This is a genomic window from Alterirhizorhabdus solaris (assembly GCF_007785815.1).
Lineage (GTDB): Bacteria > Pseudomonadota > Alphaproteobacteria > Sphingomonadales > Sphingomonadaceae > Alterirhizorhabdus > Alterirhizorhabdus solaris.
Map to the genome: position 1 here is coordinate 1 of NZ_VNIM01000080.1, position 19,592 is coordinate 19,592.

Sequence of the window (19,592 nt, forward strand, 5' to 3'; positions counted from 1 at the left end):
AAGCAGGCGGAAGCAATCGCGAGGGCGAACGCCAAGGCGGCGGACGACGCTGCCAGTGCCGCGAAGGCGGGCGACGACGCCACGAAGGCAGCGACGAAAGCCGCCGAGGACGCGGCCAAGCAGGCCGAGGAAGCGGCCAGGGCAAATGCGAAGGCGGCGGACGATGCCGCCAAGGCCGCCGCGAAAGCGAGTGACGACGCCATGAAGGCGGCGGCAAAGGCGGCCGAAGATGCGGTCAAGCAGGCGGAGGCAATCGCGAGGGCGAACGCCAAGGCGGCGGACGACGCTGCCAGTGCCGCCAAGGCGGCGGACGACGCCACGAAGGCAGCGACGAAAGCCGCCGAGGACGCGGCCAAGCAGGCCGAGGAAGCGGCCAAGGCGAATGCGAAAGCGGCAGACGAGGCCGCCAAGGCTGCCGCGAAAGCGAGCGACGACGCCTTGAAGGCGGTGGCAAAGGCAGCGGACGACGCCGCCAAGGCCGCTGCCAAGGCGTTGGCCGATCTCCTCAAGGGCAAGATCGGCGGGTGATTACCGTGCCCGCTCCGGGAAACGCCGGTGCAGCCGCCAGCACGCCCGGCCGGCGGGTGCCCGGCCGCTACCGGCGAGGATTGACGCTCGCCGGTGCAGTGGCGTTCGCCGTGATCCTCGCGGTGTCCGGGCTGGGCGATGGTGCCGAACACACGCTCGCCTCGCTGCGCATGGCGGTCGGCCAGGTGCCTGCGAGCGGTCGGGTCGCGATCGTGGAGATCGATGCGGAAAGCCTGCGCGCGCTGCCGCGCTGGCCGTGGCCCCGGCGCTATTATGCCGCCGCGGTCGATCGGCTCGCCGCCGCCGGGGCGGAGGCGATCGCCTTCGACGTCGACGTCTCGGCAGCCTCGACCGCAGCCGACGACAGGATCTTCGCCACGGCGCTGCATGCGGCGGGGGGAGCGGTGATCCTGCCAACGTTCCGGCAGGCGGGCAGCCACGATTCGGGCCGCTGGATCGACAGCCTGCCGCTGCCGGCGTTCCGCCGGTCCTCGTTCCTGGCGGCGGTGAACATCTTTCCCGATCCCGACGGCGCGGTGCGGGCGTATCCGCGCGGCGTGCGGATCGATGGCAGCGCGCGTCCGTCCATCGCGGTGATGCTGGTCGGCGGGGGCGGGGGCGATCAGCGATCCTTCCCGATCGACTATGCGATCGATCCCGACACGATTCCCCGGATCAGCTTCATCGATCTGGTGTCCGGGCGGATCGATCCGGCGACGCTGCGGGGCAAGCGCGTGCTGATCGGGGCCACCGCGATCGAGCTGGGCGACCGATACGCCGTGCCGCGCCACGGCATCGTGCCGGGCGTGCTGATCCAGGCGCTGGCCGCCGAGACGTTGATGCGCCACGGCGTGCCGGTTTCGCCGGGTGCGGTGCCGGCGATGCTGCTGGCGCTGCTGGTCCTGATCGCCACGTCGAACCGGGGCCGGCGCATGCGGGCCATTGTGTGGGTTGCCGCGATCGTCGGCCTGATCGCCGGCGCGGGGATGCTTCATGCGCGCGGGATCGACGTGGAGATCGTGCCCGCGCTCGGGCTTCTGCTTGCCGCCGCCGCCGGCCGTTTCGCCTTCACCCTGCTGGACGAACTGGAGCAGCGGCGCTTCGTCGATCGCGAAAGCGGCCTGCCCAACCGCGCCGCGCTGGAGCGTGCGGCCCCGGCGTATCCGGATACCGTCGTCACCATCGCCCGCCTCGATCGCTTCAACGAGATCGCCGCCGCGCTCGGCGGGCCGGGCGGCGCGCACATCATCGCCGAGATCGCCGGCCGCATCGTGCGCGTGCTCGAGACGCCGGTCTACCGGATCGAGCCGGGGGTGATCGGGTGGCTGGCCCGGCCGCTCGACGGCGACGATGCGCAGCACGGCCATTTCGCGGGGCTGCTCGCCGTGATCGGCCAGACGCTGGAGGTGGCCGGCACCCGCATCGACATCCGCCCCACGTTCGGCGTGGCGCAGCCGTCCGATGGCGCGATCGACGCGCAGGTGGCCGGCGCGCTCATGGCGGCGCAGCGCGCGCGGGCTAAAGCGGCGCCGTGGGGGCGCTTCATGGCGGACGACGGCCAGCAGGAGCGGCGCCAGATGGCATTGCTCGGCGAGTTTTCGGAGGCGTTGGCCAGCGGCGCGATCTGGGTCGCCTACCAGCCCAAGTTCGGACTGGCGGAGAATCGCGTGATCGGCGCCGAGGCGCTGGTGCGCTGGCGCCACCCGGAGCGGGGGCCGATCCCGCCGGACGACTTCATCCCGCTGATCGAGACCGAAGGGCGGGCGAGGGAACTGACCTGTCACGTGCTCGACCACGCTCTCGCCGACCTGTCGGCATGGCTGCCGGGCCGGCCCGATCTGGTAGTGGCGGTCAACCTGTCCGCGATGCTGCTGCAGGAGGCGGGCCTGAAGGACCTGGTGGGCGATGCGCTTGCCCGCCACGGCGTGCCGCCCGCAAACCTGACGCTGGAACTGACGGAGTCCGCGATCATCGCCAATGCCGCCGACGCCGCCTGCCGGCTGGCGGAACTGCGCGAACTGGGGGTGAAGCTGTCGATCGACGATTACGGCACGGGCCAGTCCACCCTGAGCTATCTGCGGCAGGTGCCGGCCAGCGAACTGAAGATCGACAAATGTTTCGTGCGCTGCATCGTCGACAACCCGCACGATCGCCTGCTGGTGCGATCGACGATCGACCTGGCGCACGCACTCGACATGACGGTGGTGGCCGAGGGGGTGGAGGATGCGGCCTGCCTCGATGCGCTGCGGCTGATCGGCTGCGACGTGATCCAGGGCTGGCATACCGGCAAGCCGATGCCGGCGGACGAATTCGCCGCGACGATCGGTTGCACATCGAGCCGGTTGGCCGCCTGAGGCCGGTTCACGGGGGCGGGGGGCAGGGTGCGCCCCCTTTCTCTCGCGCGCCTTATTGCGGCGGTCGCGACGCCGCCGCCACCGTGCGTCTGATCCCTTCGTCGAAGGGGGTCTGCGCCGTCCAGTGCAACAGGCGGGTCGCCTTGCCGCAATCGAGGATGTTGCTGCGCGCATCGGTCGGCCGGTCGTTCACGAACGAGATGTCGAACGCATGGCCGACGACCGCTTCCACCGCGCGGATGACATCCAGCGTGGAGCGGCCGTGGCCCGTGCCGATGTTGAACGTCTCCCGCATGGGTGGTGCATCCAGCGCCGCCAGCAGTGCATGGCAGAGGTCGTCGACATAGAGGTAATCGCGCTGGGCCTGCCCGTCGCCGTAGATCACGATGGGCAGCCCCGCCGCCTGCCGTTCGAGGATGGAGGCGATCAACCCCTGCCCCTTGCGGAGAACCTGCCCCGGCCCGAACGGATTGGAGACGCGAAGGATCACGTGATCCACCGCGCTGTCCCGGGTGAGCATCCGCAGGTAATGCTCCACCATCAGCTTGGCGGCACCGTAGGAGACGAGCGGATAGGTCGGGTGATCCTCGTCCAGCGGCAGATAGTCCGGCCGCCCGTACACCGTGCCGCCGGACGACATGAACACGATCCGCGAGACGCCGCTCAGGATGCAGGATTGCACGAAGCTGATGTGGGGCAGCACGTTGGTCGCGGCATCCTCGACCACGCGACCGTTGCCCAGCGCCGGGCTTGACGAGTTGACGAGGTCGATCGCCTGGTCGATCCCCTGCAGCGTCGCATGGACGGACAGCGTATCGTTGAAATCCACGACGCGCGTCTCGACGGTCCCGCCGACGATGCTCGCATAGTCCGGCGGAAAGGCGCGGCCGAGTGCCACCACCCGCTGCCCGCGTGCGAGCAGGAAGCGCACGACCGCGCGCCCGATGAAGCCGTTCGCCCCGAACACGCCGATCACGGCCATGCAAACCCCCTGAAAAGATTGATCCACACGTCGCTGGCGGACGACGGACGGCTAGCGGGCGATAGCCGGGATATGGGTCGTCGCGTAGGTATAACCGGCTTCCGCGCAGATGAGCGGCAGCATGCGTTCCAGCGCGTGCAATATCGTGCCGTCGGTCGGCAGGGGTTCGGCCGGGATCTCATGCTCGCCGAGGTTCGCCTCGATGAGGGCATCCAGCGCGGCCGTGCGCGCCCAGAACATCGTGCCGGCGCCGAACTCGATATAGTCGGGCAGGGGGCCGCGCATGCCGATCCGCCGGGCGAGTGCCGCCGGACTTGCCACATTCCTCTCCCAGCCCACCAGAAAGCCGTTCTCGGGGAAGACGAGGCCGAGCGTCTTGTCGCGCCGCATCGCATCGACGATCAGGTCGGCTGCGCGGCAGGTCGGGCCGAGGAGATGCTCCCACAGGAACTGCCGCCACTGATCGCCGAACGCCGGGTCGAGCGCCCGCATGTGCAGGCTGCGCTTGCCGTGGACGTGGCCGACGAATTCGTAGCGGCCTCGAACATGCGCCTTGAGCACGCGGAGGAAGGCGTAGATGTCGCGGCCGATGTTGGGGCCGACATCCACGACGACCCGCCCGCCGCCGTAATCGCGGGTGGCGGCGCGCAGGATATCGGCGGACTCGTCGGTCGTCGTCGTCAGGAACAGGTCCGCCCGCAGGCAATTGGCGGCGAGCGCCTGCATGAACTCGGCGATATCGTCGGTATAGTGGAAGTGGCCGTGCAGCGCGACCGGGGGTGTCGCCGGGGCGATCCCCGGCCCGACGACATGGGGCGCGAGACCGGCGCGATGACGCTGGTCGAGCCGCAGGACCGGGTGGCTCCACCGCCCCGCCGGCATCCCTTGTTCGATATAGTGCGCCAGCGGATCGCGGCTGCCGTCCCGGGGGAAACCCGGCGCCTCGGTGGCATAGATGAACGGGTGAAAGCCGGGCCGGGGCCGCCGCAGGATCACGCCGAAGACGGGGGGCGAGGCGAAGTTGATGTGCCTCGTCCGGTCCAGATACAGCGCCGCGGGGTCGATCGCCGGCGACAGGGCAGCGCGATCGAGCTGGAAATAGAGCGACGTGTCGAGCGCGTCGACGTCCTCGATCAGCCGGCGATCCGTTTCCGTGTGGCCCAGATCGCGGGCGGCGTCGCATCCGATCCGGTCGAGCGTTTCCGCATAGGCCTTCATGTCGAACGATCGCCGGGCGAGCCGCTGCACCGCCTCGCCGCACGACCGCCGGTCGGCCGCATCGCGCGCGAGGGCGACGAGGCGGTCGGCGGCGGCTCCGCTGTCCAGGTGGGGGACGACGAGCGAGGCGGTATCCGGATCGGCCGCCAGCAGTTCGGCCGCGCCCGAGGCCTGATCGAAACAGACCACCGGGATGCCGCGAAACGCCGCGTCGATCACGACATTGGGCAACGGATCGAGCCGCGAGCTGAGGAACAGCGCGTCCGCGCGCGCATATACCGGCTCCAGATTGTCCACCGCCGGGTAGAAGTGGAGGTGATCGCCCAGGCCGGCGCGTCTGACCTGTTCGTCGAGCAGGGCCGCGTAGGGGGTGCCGATCGCATGCTCCCACGTGCCGATCCAGATGAAGCGGAACGCCATGTTGGTATGCTTCGCCCGCATCGCCGTCGCGGCGGCGATGAACAGGTCGAGACCCTTGCGCATCTCCACGGCGCCGAGGCCGATCACGGTGAAGGTCCCTTCGCCGCGCCGCCCGTCCGCCAGCAGCGCCTCCAGCGGCACCGGCACCTCGTCGCCGGTGTCGAAGGGCGCGCCGAAGGGCAGCGGTGCGAGCGACCGGTCGAACGGCGGGATCGCCGACGGACCCTGCGGCAGGATGAACCACTTCTGCAACCGGGTTTCGCGGAAGGCGTGGAACGAGGATTCCGCGACGATCCGGGCCGGGAAGACCAGCGCGGCACAGCTGGAATAGAATTCGAGCCGGACATGCGAGGCGGCGCCCGGCCAGAATTCGTGCACCAGCGCGACGACCGGAATGTCGAACTGTCGCAGCGCGACCGCGATCGGCCGGGATTCGACGCTGTTGGCGATCGCATAGAGCGGCCGGTAGATCTCCACGAGACGCTCGGCGAAGCGCCTCATCTCGTGTGGGTCCACCGTCGTCTCGGGCGGGGGGGCGGCGACGAAGGCCGACGCGACCTCGCGTAGCGCGCCCTCCAGCGCGCCGCCGTTCCGCAGTACGACGACGACGTTGCAGCGATCCGACAGCGCCTGAACGAGGTTCCAGCCGAGGATGGGCGCGCCGGTGTAGCTGGCCTCGTGCAACAGCAGCAGGATGGTCGGGCGTCCGGCCGCATCGGCGGTGGCGGCGATCGGCGGCATGGGGTGGTCGGCCAGCCAGTGGCGGTGGCGCCGCTGTTCCCGCCGGCCGCACAGTTCGTAATGCATCAGGCGGTTCAGGCTGCTGGCCGCCACGTCGGGGTTGAAGCCGGCGTAGGCGGCTGCGTCGAAATCGGTCGACGCCTTCAGCCCCTGCCTCTCGCCGTGCAGCACATAATGGGTCGCCGGGTCGGCGAGGCTCATGCCTGCGGGCCGCTGATCCTCGTAATACAGGGGGTCGAAAAAGGGCGAGGTGCCGATAAGGCGGACGCTGTCGTCCATCCCGGCGAGCGCGGCGTTCAGGGCATCGATATCCCGGCCGTGGCAAGGATCGAGGGCGTCGGCAGTGTGGCGTATCAGGCTGTCGCCCAGAAAGCGCCGGATCACCGTCAGCCGGTCGACCGGCGTGCCGTCGTCCACGGAACCCGGCCGGGTGATCGCGTTCACCCAGTCGCGAAGATCGGGATCGAGCGGCTCCAGCATGATCTCGCTCACCGCAAGTTCGCCGTCGACGAGGCCGAGCTTCGATTGGGCCTCGTCGGAAACCAGCAGGGGGGTCAGCACGAGGAGAAGCGGATGGCCGGCGAGGTTCGTGACGATGGTCGGCGCCTCGGGCTCCCGCGCGAGGAACAGGCGGTAGCCGTTCTCGACGTCCGCCTCGCTGGCCAGATGGTCGGGGGCGATCAGTGGCGCTGACTTTATGATTTCCGACACCAACAAACCTCTTCCCGTTCGCCAGTCGCGTGAACTGGTCGTCCGGTCGATCCGCCGGCACGCGTCGGCGCTGCTAGCACAGGTCGCGCAACGGCTGAAACCGCCGGAATCGATCCCTGTGCGCGTATGCGCGTGGGCGTCCGGATCCGGCCCAGAGGCGTTTGACACCCACCACGCCCCATGCGATTGCCCGACCTGATAGCAAGCTTATCTGTTGGAACGAAAATCTTGCCTAATAACGAGACGGATAAGCCTGCGTTCGGGGGCGACAAGACCCTTACCGCCCACCAGCGGTCCATTCTGGCCCTGCTGATGGACCGCCGATACTACCTGGCACAGGCCGGCGAAGGCCAGAACGATACCGCAGACCTTGTCGAACACTATCTGCAGGTCGGATCAGGGCGAAAATTCGATCCCTCGCCGACATTCCGCTCGTCGCGCTATCTGGATGCCACGCCCGGGGTGCGCGAGACGGGGCAGGACCCGTTCCTCCACTATCTGCTGGACACCGTCGGCGAAGCCACGCTGACCGATACGCTGGCCGGGCTGACCGACGCCGATGTCGGCATGCTGCGCGCCCGCTTCGATGCGGACTGGTATCTGCGCAGCTATCCCGACGTGGAGGCGTCGGGCAACGACCCGTTCGTCCACTACCTGACGACGGGATGGCGCGAGCGACGCGATCCCTCGCCGTCCTTCTCGACCGGCGCGTATCTGGATCTCTATTCCGATATCCGGGACAGCGGCATCAACCCCTTCCGCCACTGGGTGCTCCACGGCATCGGTGAGGGGCGGTCGAACGGCAAGGCGGCCTCGTCGCTCGCCTCGGCGGCATCGCTGAGCGCGGGCGAGCGGCAGGTGCTGACCCGCATGGTCGATATCGAACGATACCAGGCCTACGTCGCGGACGCCGGGCCGGATCCGGTTCTGCCGCTGGCGGCGCATTTCGGCCTGGACGGGGCGAATGCGGACAAGGCCGTGCTGTCGTTCCAGGCAGCGCGACACGTCGCGACATATCCCGAACTCGCCGGGACCGATCAGGAGCCCCTGCTGCACTATCTGTTCGCGGTAGTGGGCGAACCCGCCCTGCGCGAGCTGTTCGTCGACAAGCCGATCGAGGTCACGCGGGCGATCTGCGAGCAGTTCGACGCGGCATGGTATCTCTACAGTTACCCCGACGTCGAGGCGAGCGGGCAGGACGCGCTGATCCACTACATGACGGTGGGCTGGCGGGAGAACCGGGATCCGTCGCAGGAGTTTTCGACGCGGGCCTATCTGCTGCGTTATCCCGACATCATCGAAGCCGGCATGCACCCGTTCCAGCATTGGGTGACCTTCGGCAAGGATGAGGGACGCTCGGGGGTTTCGTCCGCCCGGAATTTCCGGAACCGGCCCTATACGCCGTCGATCACGGCGATCCTCGTCAACGACGATGCCGATCCGCTGACGCCCGAATGCGTGTTTGCCATCGCCGGCCAGACCTATGAGGATCTGTCGTTCCTCGTCGTCGGCACGCCGCTTTCCGACGCGAGCCGGGCGGCGCTGGAGGCGCGGACCCGCCATGCGAGGATCGGCTATCTCTCCGGTGACGGCGCGGTTCCGCTGTCCGACCTGCTGCACCGCGCGGCGGCGCAGGCGTCCGGCGATCTGCTCTGGTTCGTTCGTGGCCGCGGCGTGCATGATTTCGAGTTTCTCGCCCGCCTGACGTCGAGCTTCGCCGACAACAGCGTCCAGCTGGGATTCGGGCGACGGCTGGAGCCGCACGATACCAACTTCGCCGTCACGCAGGACGAGCTGGCGCGGCAGATGGAGGGGTGGGCCAGGCATGCGACCACCCCCGCCGCAGTCTGGTTCCCCGAGCATCTGCGGACCGGCAGGATGGCCGTGGACCAGTATAGCTTCCTGTGGCGCCGGCGTATCCTCTGCGATGACGTGTGGCATCGCGCTGGCGACTACCGGCACCTCGGGCTGTGGCACCTCTATCTCCACATGGCATCCGGCGGGCAGATCGCCACGGTGCGCGATGCGCTGATGCGTATCCCGGCCGCGCTGCCGCCGATGCCGTCAAACGACGATTTCCGGTCGGATGTGGCGCGGCTGACGGCCGAGGTCGGGTCTGTCTGGCCCACTACGCACGGCGTGGCCGGGCTTGCGTCGGTTTCCGAGGCGGTCAAACGCCATGTCCTGGTCGTCACCCACGGCATCTTCGCCGGCGGCGCGGAAAACCTGCCGATCCAGCTGGCCAACGAGCTGGCGGCGCGCGGCATCATCGTGTCGATGCTGATCTTCAAGGTCGATCTCAACCCGGAGATGCGGGCGACGCTGAACCCCGGCGTGTCGATCTACGAAGCCGATTGGGTGATGGAATATGGCAGCGAGCAGTTCCTCCGCGATATCGGCTGTTCGTTGATCCATTCGCACGGCGTGATCGGCGAGATGTTCTTCTTCCGGCTTTCGGACGGACCGCTGCCGGTGCCGTATGTCGCGACGCTGCACGGCTCTTACGAGGCGTCGTCCAGCTCGGAGCTGCCCGAGCGGTTCATCGCCAAGATCGTGCGGAACGTCGATCTGTTCATCTACACGGCGGACAAGAACCTCGTGCCGCTCCTCCGGCATCAGGTCCGCCCGGAACGGATCATCAAGATGATAAACGCCATGCCGGTGGACGAGGCGCCTTTCCCGCGCACGCGGGCCGGGATGGGGATCGCCGAGGACGCCGTCGTCTTCACGCTGGTCGGTCGCGGGATACCGGAAAAGGGGTGGTCCACCGCCATCAATGCTTTCCGCGCCGTGCGCGACCTGAATCCGCACCGCCCGATGCATCTTTGCCTGGTGGGGGAGGGGGAGGAACCGGACCGGCTGAAACCGCTCCATGCCGACGACCCCTCGATCAGCTTCCTCGGCTTCCAGCTCCGGATTCACGGCCTGTACCGGATGACCGACGTGGCGATCGTGCCCACCCGGTTCGCCGGCGAGTCCTTTCCGTTGTGCATCATCCAGGCGCTCCAGGTTTCCGTGCCGGTCATCGCCACCGATGTGGGTGAGATCGCCTCGATGCTGGAGGTGGACGGCGTCGCCGGCGGCGTCGTCGTGGAGGGCAGCCCGGTGGACGCGGTGTTCGATGCCCGCTTCACCGAGGCGATGCACGGCCTGATCGACGACGAGCGCCGGGAGCGGATATCGCGCGGTGCCGGCGTTCTCGGCAGGGGGTACGACATGGGGGCGTTCACCGATCAGTATGTCGCCGTGTACGAGCGCGTCATCCGCGATTTCGCCGCATCGCGTCCCCTGATGGCGGCGGACGGGGACACGGCCGATGCCGTCTAGCGGCCGTCGCGCACGGCGGGAGCACCTGTTGCCATGAGCCTGTATCTCGTCAGCTTCTCCGGTCGCCTCGAAGCCCATGCGGAGGCCACGCGCGCCGAGTTGCGCAAATGGGGCGCCACGAACCTGTGGGACGACACATGGGTCGTCGAGATGGACCGCGCGCCGGAGGAATGCCTGCCGGGCTTCGTGCAGACCGAGGCGGCTTTCGCCATGCCGTTGCAGGGCGCCGACATGTTCTTCTCGATCGGGCGGGCGGCGGGCGTCCCCGCGCAGCTGGTCTATACCGAACATGTCGCGCCGCAGCTCTTGGCTGCCGATCGCGGCGGGGCGCTGGCGACGATACGTTACTGCAACGGCGGGGAAGCCGTGTTCGCGCGCGCGGTGGATCATTATCTGGCCACGCGGCGAGATTCCGTATGGGCGACGGACCTGTGCCGTCTGATGGCGGGGCACGGCAGCGACAAGGGGATCGGCTGGCACACCTACACGCCTTTCTATCAGGCGCTGTTTCTGGGCCGGCGGGAGACGCTCACCGCGCTGTTCGAGCTGGGCCTCGGCACCAACAACGAGGATACGCCCTCGAACATGGGCCGGCACGGCACGCCCGGCGCATCGCTGCGCGGATGGCGCGACTTCTTCCCGAACGCGCGGATCTATGGCGCGGATGTGGACCGGCGGGTGCTGTTCGCCGAGGATCGCATCGAGACATTCTTCGTCGACCAATGCGATGCGGAGACGTTCGCGGCGATGTGGGCGAAACTGCCCGATGTCGAACTCGACGTGTTCGTCGACGACGGGCTGCACACCTTCGACGCCGCCCGCCTCACGCTCGACCATGCGATCGGGCGGGTGAAGAGCGGTGGTCACTACATCATCGAGGATGTGCTCAGGCAGGATGTCGACGCCTATCTGGGGCTTATCGCGGCGCGCGGCTTGCCGGGCATGTCGATCGACATCGATCACCCGGCCAACATCTACGACAATTGCCTGGTGGTGGCAGCCATTCCCTGACCCAGCCGCCGGGGGCGGCGTGCGTTTGAAACTCTCTTAACTTCGGCGGTGTACCCTGCGGACGTCGGTCGTCGTGCCGGCGGGAGTGTGCGTCGCCGATGATTCCTGTTCGACATAGGCTGGGCGGATGGCGGTGGCCGCCGACCGATGCCGGATATCTTGGCGGGGCGTGCCTCGCACTCGCCGTCGCGGCGCTCTGCGTCGAATCGTATCCGGTGATCGCGGGCCTGATCGGCGCGGTCGCCGGCGGCGGGATGATTCTCGCGACGGTGCGGCTCCATGCGGCCGAGCGGCGCGCGACCGACCTCTGCGTCGGCGCCGGGTTGCCGCGCATGCGGCTGGCGCAGACATTGCCCCGGCTGGCCGACCTGCTCGCCTCGGTCGATCACCGCACCAGCCGGCGGCATCCCGTCACGGGCCTGCCCACGCGCGAGATCCTGTTGTCCGCCATCGCCGCCGAGGGGGGCTCCACGGCGCGAGGGCATCTGCTCGGCCTGATCCGCCTCGTCGATTTCGATCGGCTCGCCGCCTTCGACCACGCCGCCGCCAACCAAGCCTTGCTGTCCTTTTCCGACCGGCTCGTCCTCGCGGTCGATGCCGCGCATCTGCTGGTGCAGGTCGATCGCGACGCTTTCGCCATCTGGTTCCGCGCGGATGCCTCGGCCGCGGGGGCCGAGTTCGGCGCGATAATCTACGTCATCGCGCAGGATCTCGAGATCGGGTCGCTGACCCTGTCGCCGGTCGTGGAGGCCGGCAGTGCGCGGCACGACGACGGGGGCGAGCCGGTTCATCTTCTCATGCGCGCCATCGCCGCGCTCTCCCGCAGCGATACCGCCGTCGGCGAGGCGCTGCCGCCCGCCACGCCGTCTCCCCGCGAGGCACGCGAACGCTTCCGTCTGGAACAGGATCTGGCGCAGGCGATCGCCCGGGACGAACTGACGATGGTCTTCCAGCCGATCGTCGATCTGGCTGCCGGCAAGGTGGTGGGGGCCGAAGCGCTGATCCGCTGGCAGCACCCCGAACTCGGCGCCATCTCTCCGGCCGTCTTCATCCCCATCGTCGAGGAAGCGGGCCTGAGTGAACGCTACGGCATGTGGACGCTGAACGCCGCCTGCCGGGAGGCGCGGTGCTGGGCGGACGAGGGGCTTTCGGATCTGCGCGTCGCGGTCAATCTGTCCGCCCGTCAATTGCTCGACGACCAGCTCGTCCTCAAGATCGAGCGCACGCTGTCGCGCCACGGCCTTCCCGCCAGCGCGCTGGAACTGGAGCTGACGGAAACGGCGGCGATGGTGCAGACGGCCCGCACCGTCGATCTGTTCCGCCGGCTGAGCATGCTCGGCGTGCGCCTGGCGATCGACGATTTCGGCAGCGGCTATTCCAGCCTGAGCTATCTGAAGAATCTGCCGTTCAACAAGCTGAAGATCGACCGCGAATTCGTGACGGCCGTGCAGGACAGGCGGGACAGCCAAGCCATCTGCAAGGCGCTGATCGAGCTTGGCCGTGGCCTCGGGCTGGTCGTCCTCGCCGAAGGGGTGGAGGACGAGGCGGAGGTGGCGACGCTGCATGCGCTCGGCTGCACCATATTCCAGGGGTATCATTTCTCCCGGCCGCTGGAGGGCGCGGACTTCCGCCGCTTCGTCCGGACCCCGGCATGGCGCGCGCCGCGTGCCGGCCCGGCCCCCGGCCGAACCGCCCATCTCGAAGGACGTCTTTCCGCATGACCATCCCGTTTCATCGCGCCGCGCCGGCGACACTCGCCCTCGGCCTGTTGCTCGCCGGCTGCGGCGCGGGGGGCGGGGACGCGCCCCGCCCGACATCCGCCGGCGCCGCCGCGACCACCGGCTGGTCCGGGCGGGGCGAGGTGGGCGAGGCGATCGCGCTGCTCAACAAGGGCGATCCCGTCGCCGCGCGCGCGCGCCTGATGGGGCTCCTCAGGCAGCAGCCGAACGACAGCGTGGCCGCCAGTCTCGTTCGGCAGATCGATGCGAATCCGGAAACCCTGCTGGGCACCGAGAGCTTCGCCTATGTCACGCGGGCGACCGATACGATGTCGTCGCTGGCCGGGCGCTTCCTCGGCAACCCGATGCTGTTCTACGCGCTGGCCCGATACAACGGCCTCGCCGCGCCCGGCACGCTTTCCGCCGGGCGCACACTGCGCATTCCCGGCCGTGAAAAGCGCGAGGCGGCCCGGCCCGAGAAGCCCGCCGTCGCCGTGCGGGCGCCCGCCATCGTGCCCAGAGCGCCCGAAGCCCGGCCGGTGCCGTCGCCCGCCGCCAGGGCCAACCCGGCCCAGGCCGCCACCCTGCGCGCCGCCGGGCTGGAACAGATGAACCGGGGCGCGATCGACCGCGCCGTCGCCCTGCTCACGCGGGCGAGCCAGGCCGATCCGGGGAACGCCCTCATCCGCCGCGATCTCACCCGCGCGATCCGCATCCAGCGCACGGTCCACGGCCGGTCCTGACCGGCACCGCGTGGAACCACCGATTAATCTGTTGATGCTATCGCCGCCCTGTCCGCCTTGTCGGATCAGAACGAACGGGGCGCGCGATGCGATTTGTTGGCCGATACGAACTGCGCGACCGCGTCGGCGAGGGCGCGATGGCGGAGGTGTGGCGCGCCTACGATCCAGGCATCGATCGCGTGATGGCGATCAAGCTGCTGAAGCAGGAATATTGCCGCAACCCGGACTATTGCCACCGCTTCGTGCGTGAGGCCAAGGCGGCGGGCGCGCTCGCCCATCCCTCGATCGTGACGATCTACGACGTCGGCGAGGCCGATGGCGTGCCCTATATCGCGATGGAACTGCTCGACGGGTCGCCGCTCGACCAGGTGCTCGCCGCGACGGGCAAGCTGCCGGTCGATCAGGTGCTGGCGATCGGCACGCAGCTCGCCTCCGCGCTCAGCTACGCGCATCTCTCGGGCGTCATCCACCGCGATATCAAGCCGTCCAACATGATGCTTTCGCGGGATGGCCGCTCGCTCAAGATCCTCGATTTCGGCATCGCCCGCGTGGCCGAGGCCGAGCCGCGGGATCAGACCCGGATCGGCGAGGTGCTCGGCACCCCGCGCTACATGAGCCCCGAGCAGGCGTTGGGCCAGACGCTGGACGGCCGCTCCGACCTCTTCTCGGTCGGCGTCGTCCTCTACGAGACGATTACCGGCACGCCGGCTTTCACCGCTGCCAGCCCCGCCACGCTCGCGCTTCAGATCACCCAGACCAGCCCGCCTGCCATCGCCACGCTGGCACCGCACTGCCCCGGCGGCCTGCGCTATATCGTCGACAAGCTGATCGCCAGGCGGCCCGAACGACGGTTCGCCGATGGCGCCGACCTCGGCCGTGCGCTGGAACGCGAGGCCAAGGCCTATGAGGCGGTACAGGCCGATGCCGCCGGGCGGAGCCGCTATTTGCCGCTTCAGGCGCGGCTCACCCTCGCCATGGTCGCGGTGACGGCGCTGGCGCTGATGTTCAGCATCGGCACGGTGCTGGACCGGCAGTATCGCGCGATGGAGCGCATGGCGATTTCGTCCGGCTCGTCGATCGCGGCCTTCGTCGCCAGCAACGCCGCGCTGCCGGCGGTGGAGAATGCCGCCATGCCCCCGATCGAGCGGGACTGGACGCCGGTGCAGGCGTTTATCGCCGCCGCCGCCAAGGACTCGTCGGTGCGGTGGATGACGATGGTCGATTCCGACGGCCTGATCCGCGGCGCGAGCGATCCCGCCAAGCTCGGCACGCGTTATGCCGCGCCGCGCGGCGAGGCGGTGGTGCATCGCGGCGATAACGTGACCGTCAGCGACATACGCCTCGCCGACGGGCGCGATGCGTTCCGTTTCGTCCATCCCATCCTCTATGCCGGCCGGCCGTTCGGCGTGATCGAGGTCAGCATAAGCAAGGACGAGTTGCAGGCCGCTGCCGCCACCACGCGCAACCTGCTGATCGCGCTCGGCCTGATCGTGCTGGCCGTGGTGGGCGGGGTCAGCTTCACCGTCGCCAAGCTGCTGGCCCGGCCGGTCCGCCGCCTCAAGCAGGCGATGCGCGATGCGGCGATGGGTGATCTCGACTTCCGCCTGTCGCATCACCGGCGCGACGAGTTCGGCGAGCTGTTCGACGGCTTCAACCTGTTCGCCACCGCCGTGCAGGAACGGCTGGAGGCGGCGGAACGGCCGAGCGGCGGCCCCCGCCGTATCGACGCGACGCGGCTCTATACGGCGGACGTCCCGTCGCCCGCGCCCGTCGCCCGCCAGAAGCGCACGGCCTGAACGGAGGCACCATGTACATCTGCCGCCTTTTCAAACGCGACCAGCCGTTCGAGCAGGTCGAGGCCCGCCTGCTGGCGGAGGGCCGCATCACGATCGGGCGCGACGCCGCCGCCGACTGGCCGCTGCCCGATCTGGAAGGCTTCCTGTCCCGCATCCACTGCACGCTGGCGGTGGAGGGCGGCCGCGTCCTCCTCACCGACAGCAGCAGCAACGGCACGTTTCTCGACGATGGCGGGCGCGTGCCGGCCGGGGAGGCGGTGCCGATCGACTGCCGCAGCAGCTTCCACCTCGGCGCGCTGACGATCCTGGTCGATCATGCGCCGGCCGGCGCGGAGACCGGGGCCGACAGGACGCGACCCCTTCTCCCGCTGGGCGGCGTCGCGCCGGCGGTGCCGAGCAACTGGCTCGACGGCGCGCCGGCCGCCCGCCCGCCGCATCGCGATGCCTCGCTGATCGAGGCTTTCTGCGAGGGCGCACGGATCGACGCCTCCGAACTGTCCGGGGAAGACCCCGCGGATCTGATGCGCCGCGCCGGGGCGATCTACCAGCAGACGATCCTCGGCCTTGCCACCCTGATGGGCGAGCGCACGCGGATGAAGGGGCAGTATCAGCTCGACCGCACGCGGATCGGCGCGGTCGACAACAATCCGTTCAAGTGGACACCGACGCGTCGGCTGGCGCAGTCTCTGCTGGCGAGCGGCAAGCTGGGCTTTCTGTCGGATGCGGAGGCGGTGCGCGCCTCGTTCGCCGATATCGGGTGCCACCTCGCCGCCATCGGCGACGGCGCCGGTGCGGCGCTTCAACTGGCGCTCGATACCCTTTCGCCCGACTCGATCGACGCCGAGGCGCGGACCCACGGCCTCAGCCTGCGCGGCCGCGCCGCCACCTGCCGGGATATTCACGGTCGCCGCCATGCCGGCCTTCTCGCGACGGACGGAAGCAACGAAAACGCGCTGAGCCGCGCCTTCGCCAAGGCCTACGAAGCGCACGACCCGAAGACGCCCGCGTGATGGAGCCGGCACGGTCGGTTCGATCGTCCCATCCCCGCTTCACCTCCACGGCGCTCTCCCACCCCGGCTGCCGGCGGACGGTGAACGAGGATCGTCTGCTCGACCGGGCGGGGGCCGGGCTGTGGGCCATCGCCGACGGCATGGGCGGTCACCGGGCCGGCGATGTGGCGGCGGCGCGGACGATCGCCTCGCTCGAGGAGGTCGAACGCGGCGACTCCGGCTTCGTCTTCCTTTCGGATGCGCTCGCCAGGATCGAAGCGGCCAATGCCGCGCTCTACGGAGCCGGGCAGGCGGGCGGCACCGGCTCCACGCTCGTCGCGCTGCTCGTCCACGGCGGCCATTATGCCTGCCTCTGGGCGGGGGACAGCCGCGCGTATCTCTATCGGGCGGGCCGCCTCCTCGCCGTCACCCGCGACCACAGCCTCGTCCAGCAACTCGTCGATCAGGGCGCGCTGACCGAGGAGGAGCGCCACCGGCATCCGCAGGCGCACGTCATCACCCGCGCGGTGGGCGCGCGGCCGAACGTGGAGATCGACAGGCGCTTCGCCCCGATCATGGCGGGCGACATCTTCCTGCTCTGCTCGGACGGGCTGACCGCCTGCCTCGCCGACGACGAGATCGCCGGCGTCCTCGCGACCCATTCTCCACCGGAAGCGGCGCAAGTCCTCCTGGCGACGGCCCTTGCCCGTTGCGCGCAGGACAATGTGAGCCTCATCGTGGTAGCCGCAGCGTAGATCGGCGCGTCGCAGCGGGGCAATGCAGCCCGGGGCGTCGGCAGGCCCGAGCGCCGCCATCGAGAGGAGGCCTGGATCAAGTCGCAGCTCCCTGCGGCAAGATGTCGGCGGCAAGACCTGCGATGCGTTCGCGCCGCTCGGCCCGGTGATCGTCCGCGACATCGCACCGGAGGATCTTCGGGTCTACTGCCGGCTCGATGGCGACACGCGGCAGGATGACCGGACGTCAAACCAGATCTGCCCGTCGCCCGAGCTGCCCCCGCCGATCTCGCTGCGGATGACGCACCACTCCGGCGACGGGATCGCGACCGGATCGCTCCCCGGACCCGGTCCGATCTAGGCCGGCGGGGTCGGGATCGGGGGCATCGGCATCCTCCGCAATGGCGTCGCCGACAGGCCCGGCGCATAAGCAGCGGGGGAGGGCCGGGAATGATCGAGCTGATCGAGGATACCGCACGCGACGTTCGGATCGAGGTGCTGGTGGAGGGGGCGGGGCCGGATATCGTGCTGGTGCCGTCGGCGATGCGCGGTGCGGCCGACTTCGCCGATCTCCAGGCGGCGCTTGGCACCGCCGGCTATCGATCGCTCGCCATCAATCCGCGGGGGAGCGGGCGAAGCGGCGGCACGCTCGACGGCCTGACGCTGCGCGACATCGCCGACGATATCGCGATGGTGGCGGGCCGGCTGTGCGACGGGCCGGTGCATCTCCTCGGCCACGCTCTGGGCAACGTCTGCGTTCGCGCCGCCGCCAGCTTCCGCCCGGAGATCGCCCGCAGCCTCATGCTGATGCCCCCCGGCGGCCATAACCTCGGTCGTTATCCCGTCAGGCCGGAGGTCGTCGCGGCGATGGGGCGTTGCCACGATCGGACCCTGCCGCGAGCCGAGCGCCTCGCCGCGCTCCGTACGGCGTTCTTCGCGCCGGGCAACGATCCTTCCGTCTGGCTCGACGGCTGGTGGCCTGCATCGGCGGGCATCGCCAGCGCGATGGGCCGGAGCGATCCGCAGGACTGGTGGCGCGGCGGGGCGGGGCCGGTGCTGATTCTCATGCCGCTCGACGACGCGATGGTCAGCCCGGAGGCCGGCCGCGCCACGGCGGCGGCGCTGGGTGCGCGCGTGACCTACCGCGAGATCGCCGCATGCGGCCACGCGATCCTGCCCGAACAGCCCGATCTCGTGGCGCATCATGTGACCGCGTTTCTCGACGCGCAGGAAGGGCGACGGTGACGGCGGGGCCGGACGATCCGTCTGCCCCGGCGCGTCCCGTCGCCGTGTCCTGACGACAAACGGGATGGCGGCAGGCTTCCCGCGCGGGTAGCATGGCCCGACAAGCCATCACCCAACAGGAGGGGTTCAGCATGATCATGAGCATTCGCGTCGGTTCCAACGATGTGGCGAAGGCGCGCGCCTTTTACGATGCGACCTTCACGGCGCTGGGCGGCGAGCCGACCGCGCTGCCGGCAGGCGCGCCGATGGGCATGTACCGGCTGCCGGGCGGCCCGGTCTTCCTCGTCGGTGGTGCGGCGGACGGCGCCCCGGCAACCTTCGCCAACGGTGGCACCATCCTGCTCATCGCGCAGGACGAGGCGGCGGTCGACGCGTGGCACGCGGCCGGGCTGGCGAATGGCGGCGGCGACGAGGGGGCGCCGGGGCACCGCGAGCGGCCGAACCGCTACGGCGCCTACCTGCGCGATCCCGACGGGAACAAGTTCGGCTGCTACGTCGGCAATATCTTCGGCTGATCCGGTCCGGGCGGGGAGGGAGCGTAAGGCGAACCGTCTTCGCGCCGGTCCATCATCCGTGCCATGCTCCGGGCAGGCGGGACCGCACGCCCTGGAGATTGCATGACCGAAACCGACACGCCGGCTGCACCGCGGTTTCCGCTGCACCTCCAGATGCTCGCGGGGTTCGCCATCGGCCTGTTCGGCGGCCTCGTCGTCAATCTCACGGCGGGCGACGCGGCATGGGTGAAGGGCGTCATCACCTATATCACCGGCCCGGCGGGGCAGGTGTTCCTGCGCCTGCTGTTCATGCTGGTGATACCCCTGCTGTTCTCGGCACTGGTCACCGGCGTTGCCGAGATGGGCGATCTCGCCTCGCTCAAACGGGTGGGGCTGCGGACGCTCGTGTTCACGCTGCTGCTGTCGACGATCTCGGTGGTGGTCGCGCTGGTGCTGGTCAACGTGATCCGGCCGGGCGGCGGCGTCGATCCGGGGCTTGCCCGGGCGATGCTGGCGCAGGCCGGCAGCGGTGCCGGCGCGATCGTCGGGTCGGGGCGGGATCAGCCGGGCGGGGTCGAGGG

General features: G+C 69.5%; 15 protein-coding genes. 13 read left to right on the plus strand and 2 right to left on the minus strand.

The window, feature by feature from the left end; translation table 11 throughout:
* Both FOY91_RS21735 and FOY91_RS16115 read left to right on the plus strand, forming a co-directional pair.
* Positions 1 to 528 (plus strand): hypothetical protein (locus FOY91_RS21735; RefSeq protein ID WP_203234603.1); only part of this gene is annotated, 528 nt, incomplete at its 5' end.
* A 5-nt stretch (positions 529 to 533) separates the two neighbouring features.
* Positions 534 to 2,882: a GGDEF domain-containing phosphodiesterase gene (locus tag FOY91_RS16115; RefSeq protein WP_145154214.1), complete on the plus strand. Its 2,349-nt coding sequence runs from the start codon at positions 534 to 536 to the stop codon at positions 2,880 to 2,882.
* Positions 2,883 to 2,934: 52 nt separating this feature from the next.
* Here the strand turns inward: FOY91_RS16115 and FOY91_RS16120 are convergent, their stop codons facing one another.
* Both FOY91_RS16120 and FOY91_RS16125 read right to left on the minus strand, forming a co-directional pair.
* Positions 2,935 to 3,864, minus strand: coding sequence for an NAD-dependent epimerase/dehydratase family protein (locus tag FOY91_RS16120; RefSeq protein WP_145154216.1), 930 nt, complete (start codon positions 3,862 to 3,864; stop codon positions 2,935 to 2,937).
* Positions 3,865 to 3,915: 51 nt separating this feature from the next.
* Positions 3,916 to 6,954: a rhamnan synthesis F family protein gene (locus FOY91_RS16125; protein ID WP_145154218.1), complete on the minus strand. Its 3,039-nt coding sequence runs from the start codon at positions 6,952 to 6,954 to the stop codon at positions 3,916 to 3,918.
* 312 nt (positions 6,955 to 7,266) lie between these two features.
* Here FOY91_RS16125 and FOY91_RS16130 point away from each other — a divergent pair, with 312 nt between their 5' ends.
* From FOY91_RS16130 to FOY91_RS16180, 11 genes are all read left to right on the plus strand, one after another.
* On the plus strand, positions 7,267 to 10,281 hold the full coding sequence (locus tag FOY91_RS16130) for a glycosyltransferase (RefSeq protein ID WP_162527253.1): 3,015 nt from the start codon (positions 7,267 to 7,269) through the stop codon (positions 10,279 to 10,281).
* A 33-nt stretch (positions 10,282 to 10,314) separates the two neighbouring features.
* A complete protein-coding gene (locus FOY91_RS16135; protein ID WP_145154221.1) occupies positions 10,315 to 11,292 on the plus strand; it encodes a class I SAM-dependent methyltransferase in 978 nt (325 codons plus the stop codon).
* A 215-nt stretch (positions 11,293 to 11,507) separates the two neighbouring features.
* The gene (locus FOY91_RS16140) at positions 11,508 to 13,013 is read left to right on the plus strand and encodes a putative bifunctional diguanylate cyclase/phosphodiesterase (protein WP_162527254.1); all 1,506 of its coding nucleotides are present in this window, start codon (positions 11,508 to 11,510) and stop codon (positions 13,011 to 13,013) included.
* Positions 13,010 to 13,753: a LysM peptidoglycan-binding domain-containing protein gene (locus tag FOY91_RS16145; RefSeq protein ID WP_145154225.1), complete on the plus strand. Its 744-nt coding sequence runs from the start codon at positions 13,010 to 13,012 to the stop codon at positions 13,751 to 13,753. Before FOY91_RS16140 ends, FOY91_RS16145 begins: the two co-directional genes overlap by 4 nt.
* 86 nt (positions 13,754 to 13,839) lie before the next feature.
* Positions 13,840 to 15,549 (plus strand): protein kinase domain-containing protein, encoded by a 1,710-nt coding sequence (locus tag FOY91_RS16150; RefSeq protein WP_145154227.1) that lies wholly within the window; start codon positions 13,840 to 13,842, stop codon positions 15,547 to 15,549.
* 11 nt (positions 15,550 to 15,560) lie between these two features.
* Positions 15,561 to 16,559 carry a type VI secretion system-associated FHA domain protein gene (locus FOY91_RS16155; protein ID WP_145154229.1) on the plus strand — a complete coding sequence of 333 codons (999 nt, stop codon included), beginning with the start codon at positions 15,561 to 15,563 and terminating at the stop codon, positions 16,557 to 16,559.
* Positions 16,559 to 17,293 (plus strand): PP2C family protein-serine/threonine phosphatase, encoded by a 735-nt coding sequence (locus FOY91_RS16160; RefSeq protein WP_238995748.1) that lies wholly within the window; start codon positions 16,559 to 16,561, stop codon positions 17,291 to 17,293. The genes FOY91_RS16155 and FOY91_RS16160 overlap by 1 nt, the downstream gene beginning before the upstream one ends.
* Positions 17,294 to 17,315: 22 nt before the next feature.
* Entirely contained in the window at positions 17,316 to 17,633 is a 318-nt protein-coding gene (locus FOY91_RS16165; protein ID WP_145154233.1) for a fumarylacetoacetate hydrolase family protein, read from the plus strand.
* A gap of 89 nt (positions 17,634 to 17,722) precedes the next feature.
* Positions 17,723 to 18,517, plus strand: a complete 795-nt coding sequence (locus FOY91_RS16170; protein WP_145154235.1) for an alpha/beta fold hydrolase — start codon at positions 17,723 to 17,725, stop codon at positions 18,515 to 18,517.
* A gap of 131 nt (positions 18,518 to 18,648) precedes the next feature.
* Positions 18,649 to 19,032, plus strand: a complete 384-nt coding sequence (locus FOY91_RS16175; RefSeq protein WP_145154237.1) for a VOC family protein — start codon at positions 18,649 to 18,651, stop codon at positions 19,030 to 19,032.
* Between the two features lie 102 nt (positions 19,033 to 19,134).
* On the plus strand, positions 19,135 to 19,592 hold a 458-nt coding region (locus tag FOY91_RS16180; protein ID WP_238995747.1), incomplete at its 3' end, for a cation:dicarboxylate symporter family transporter.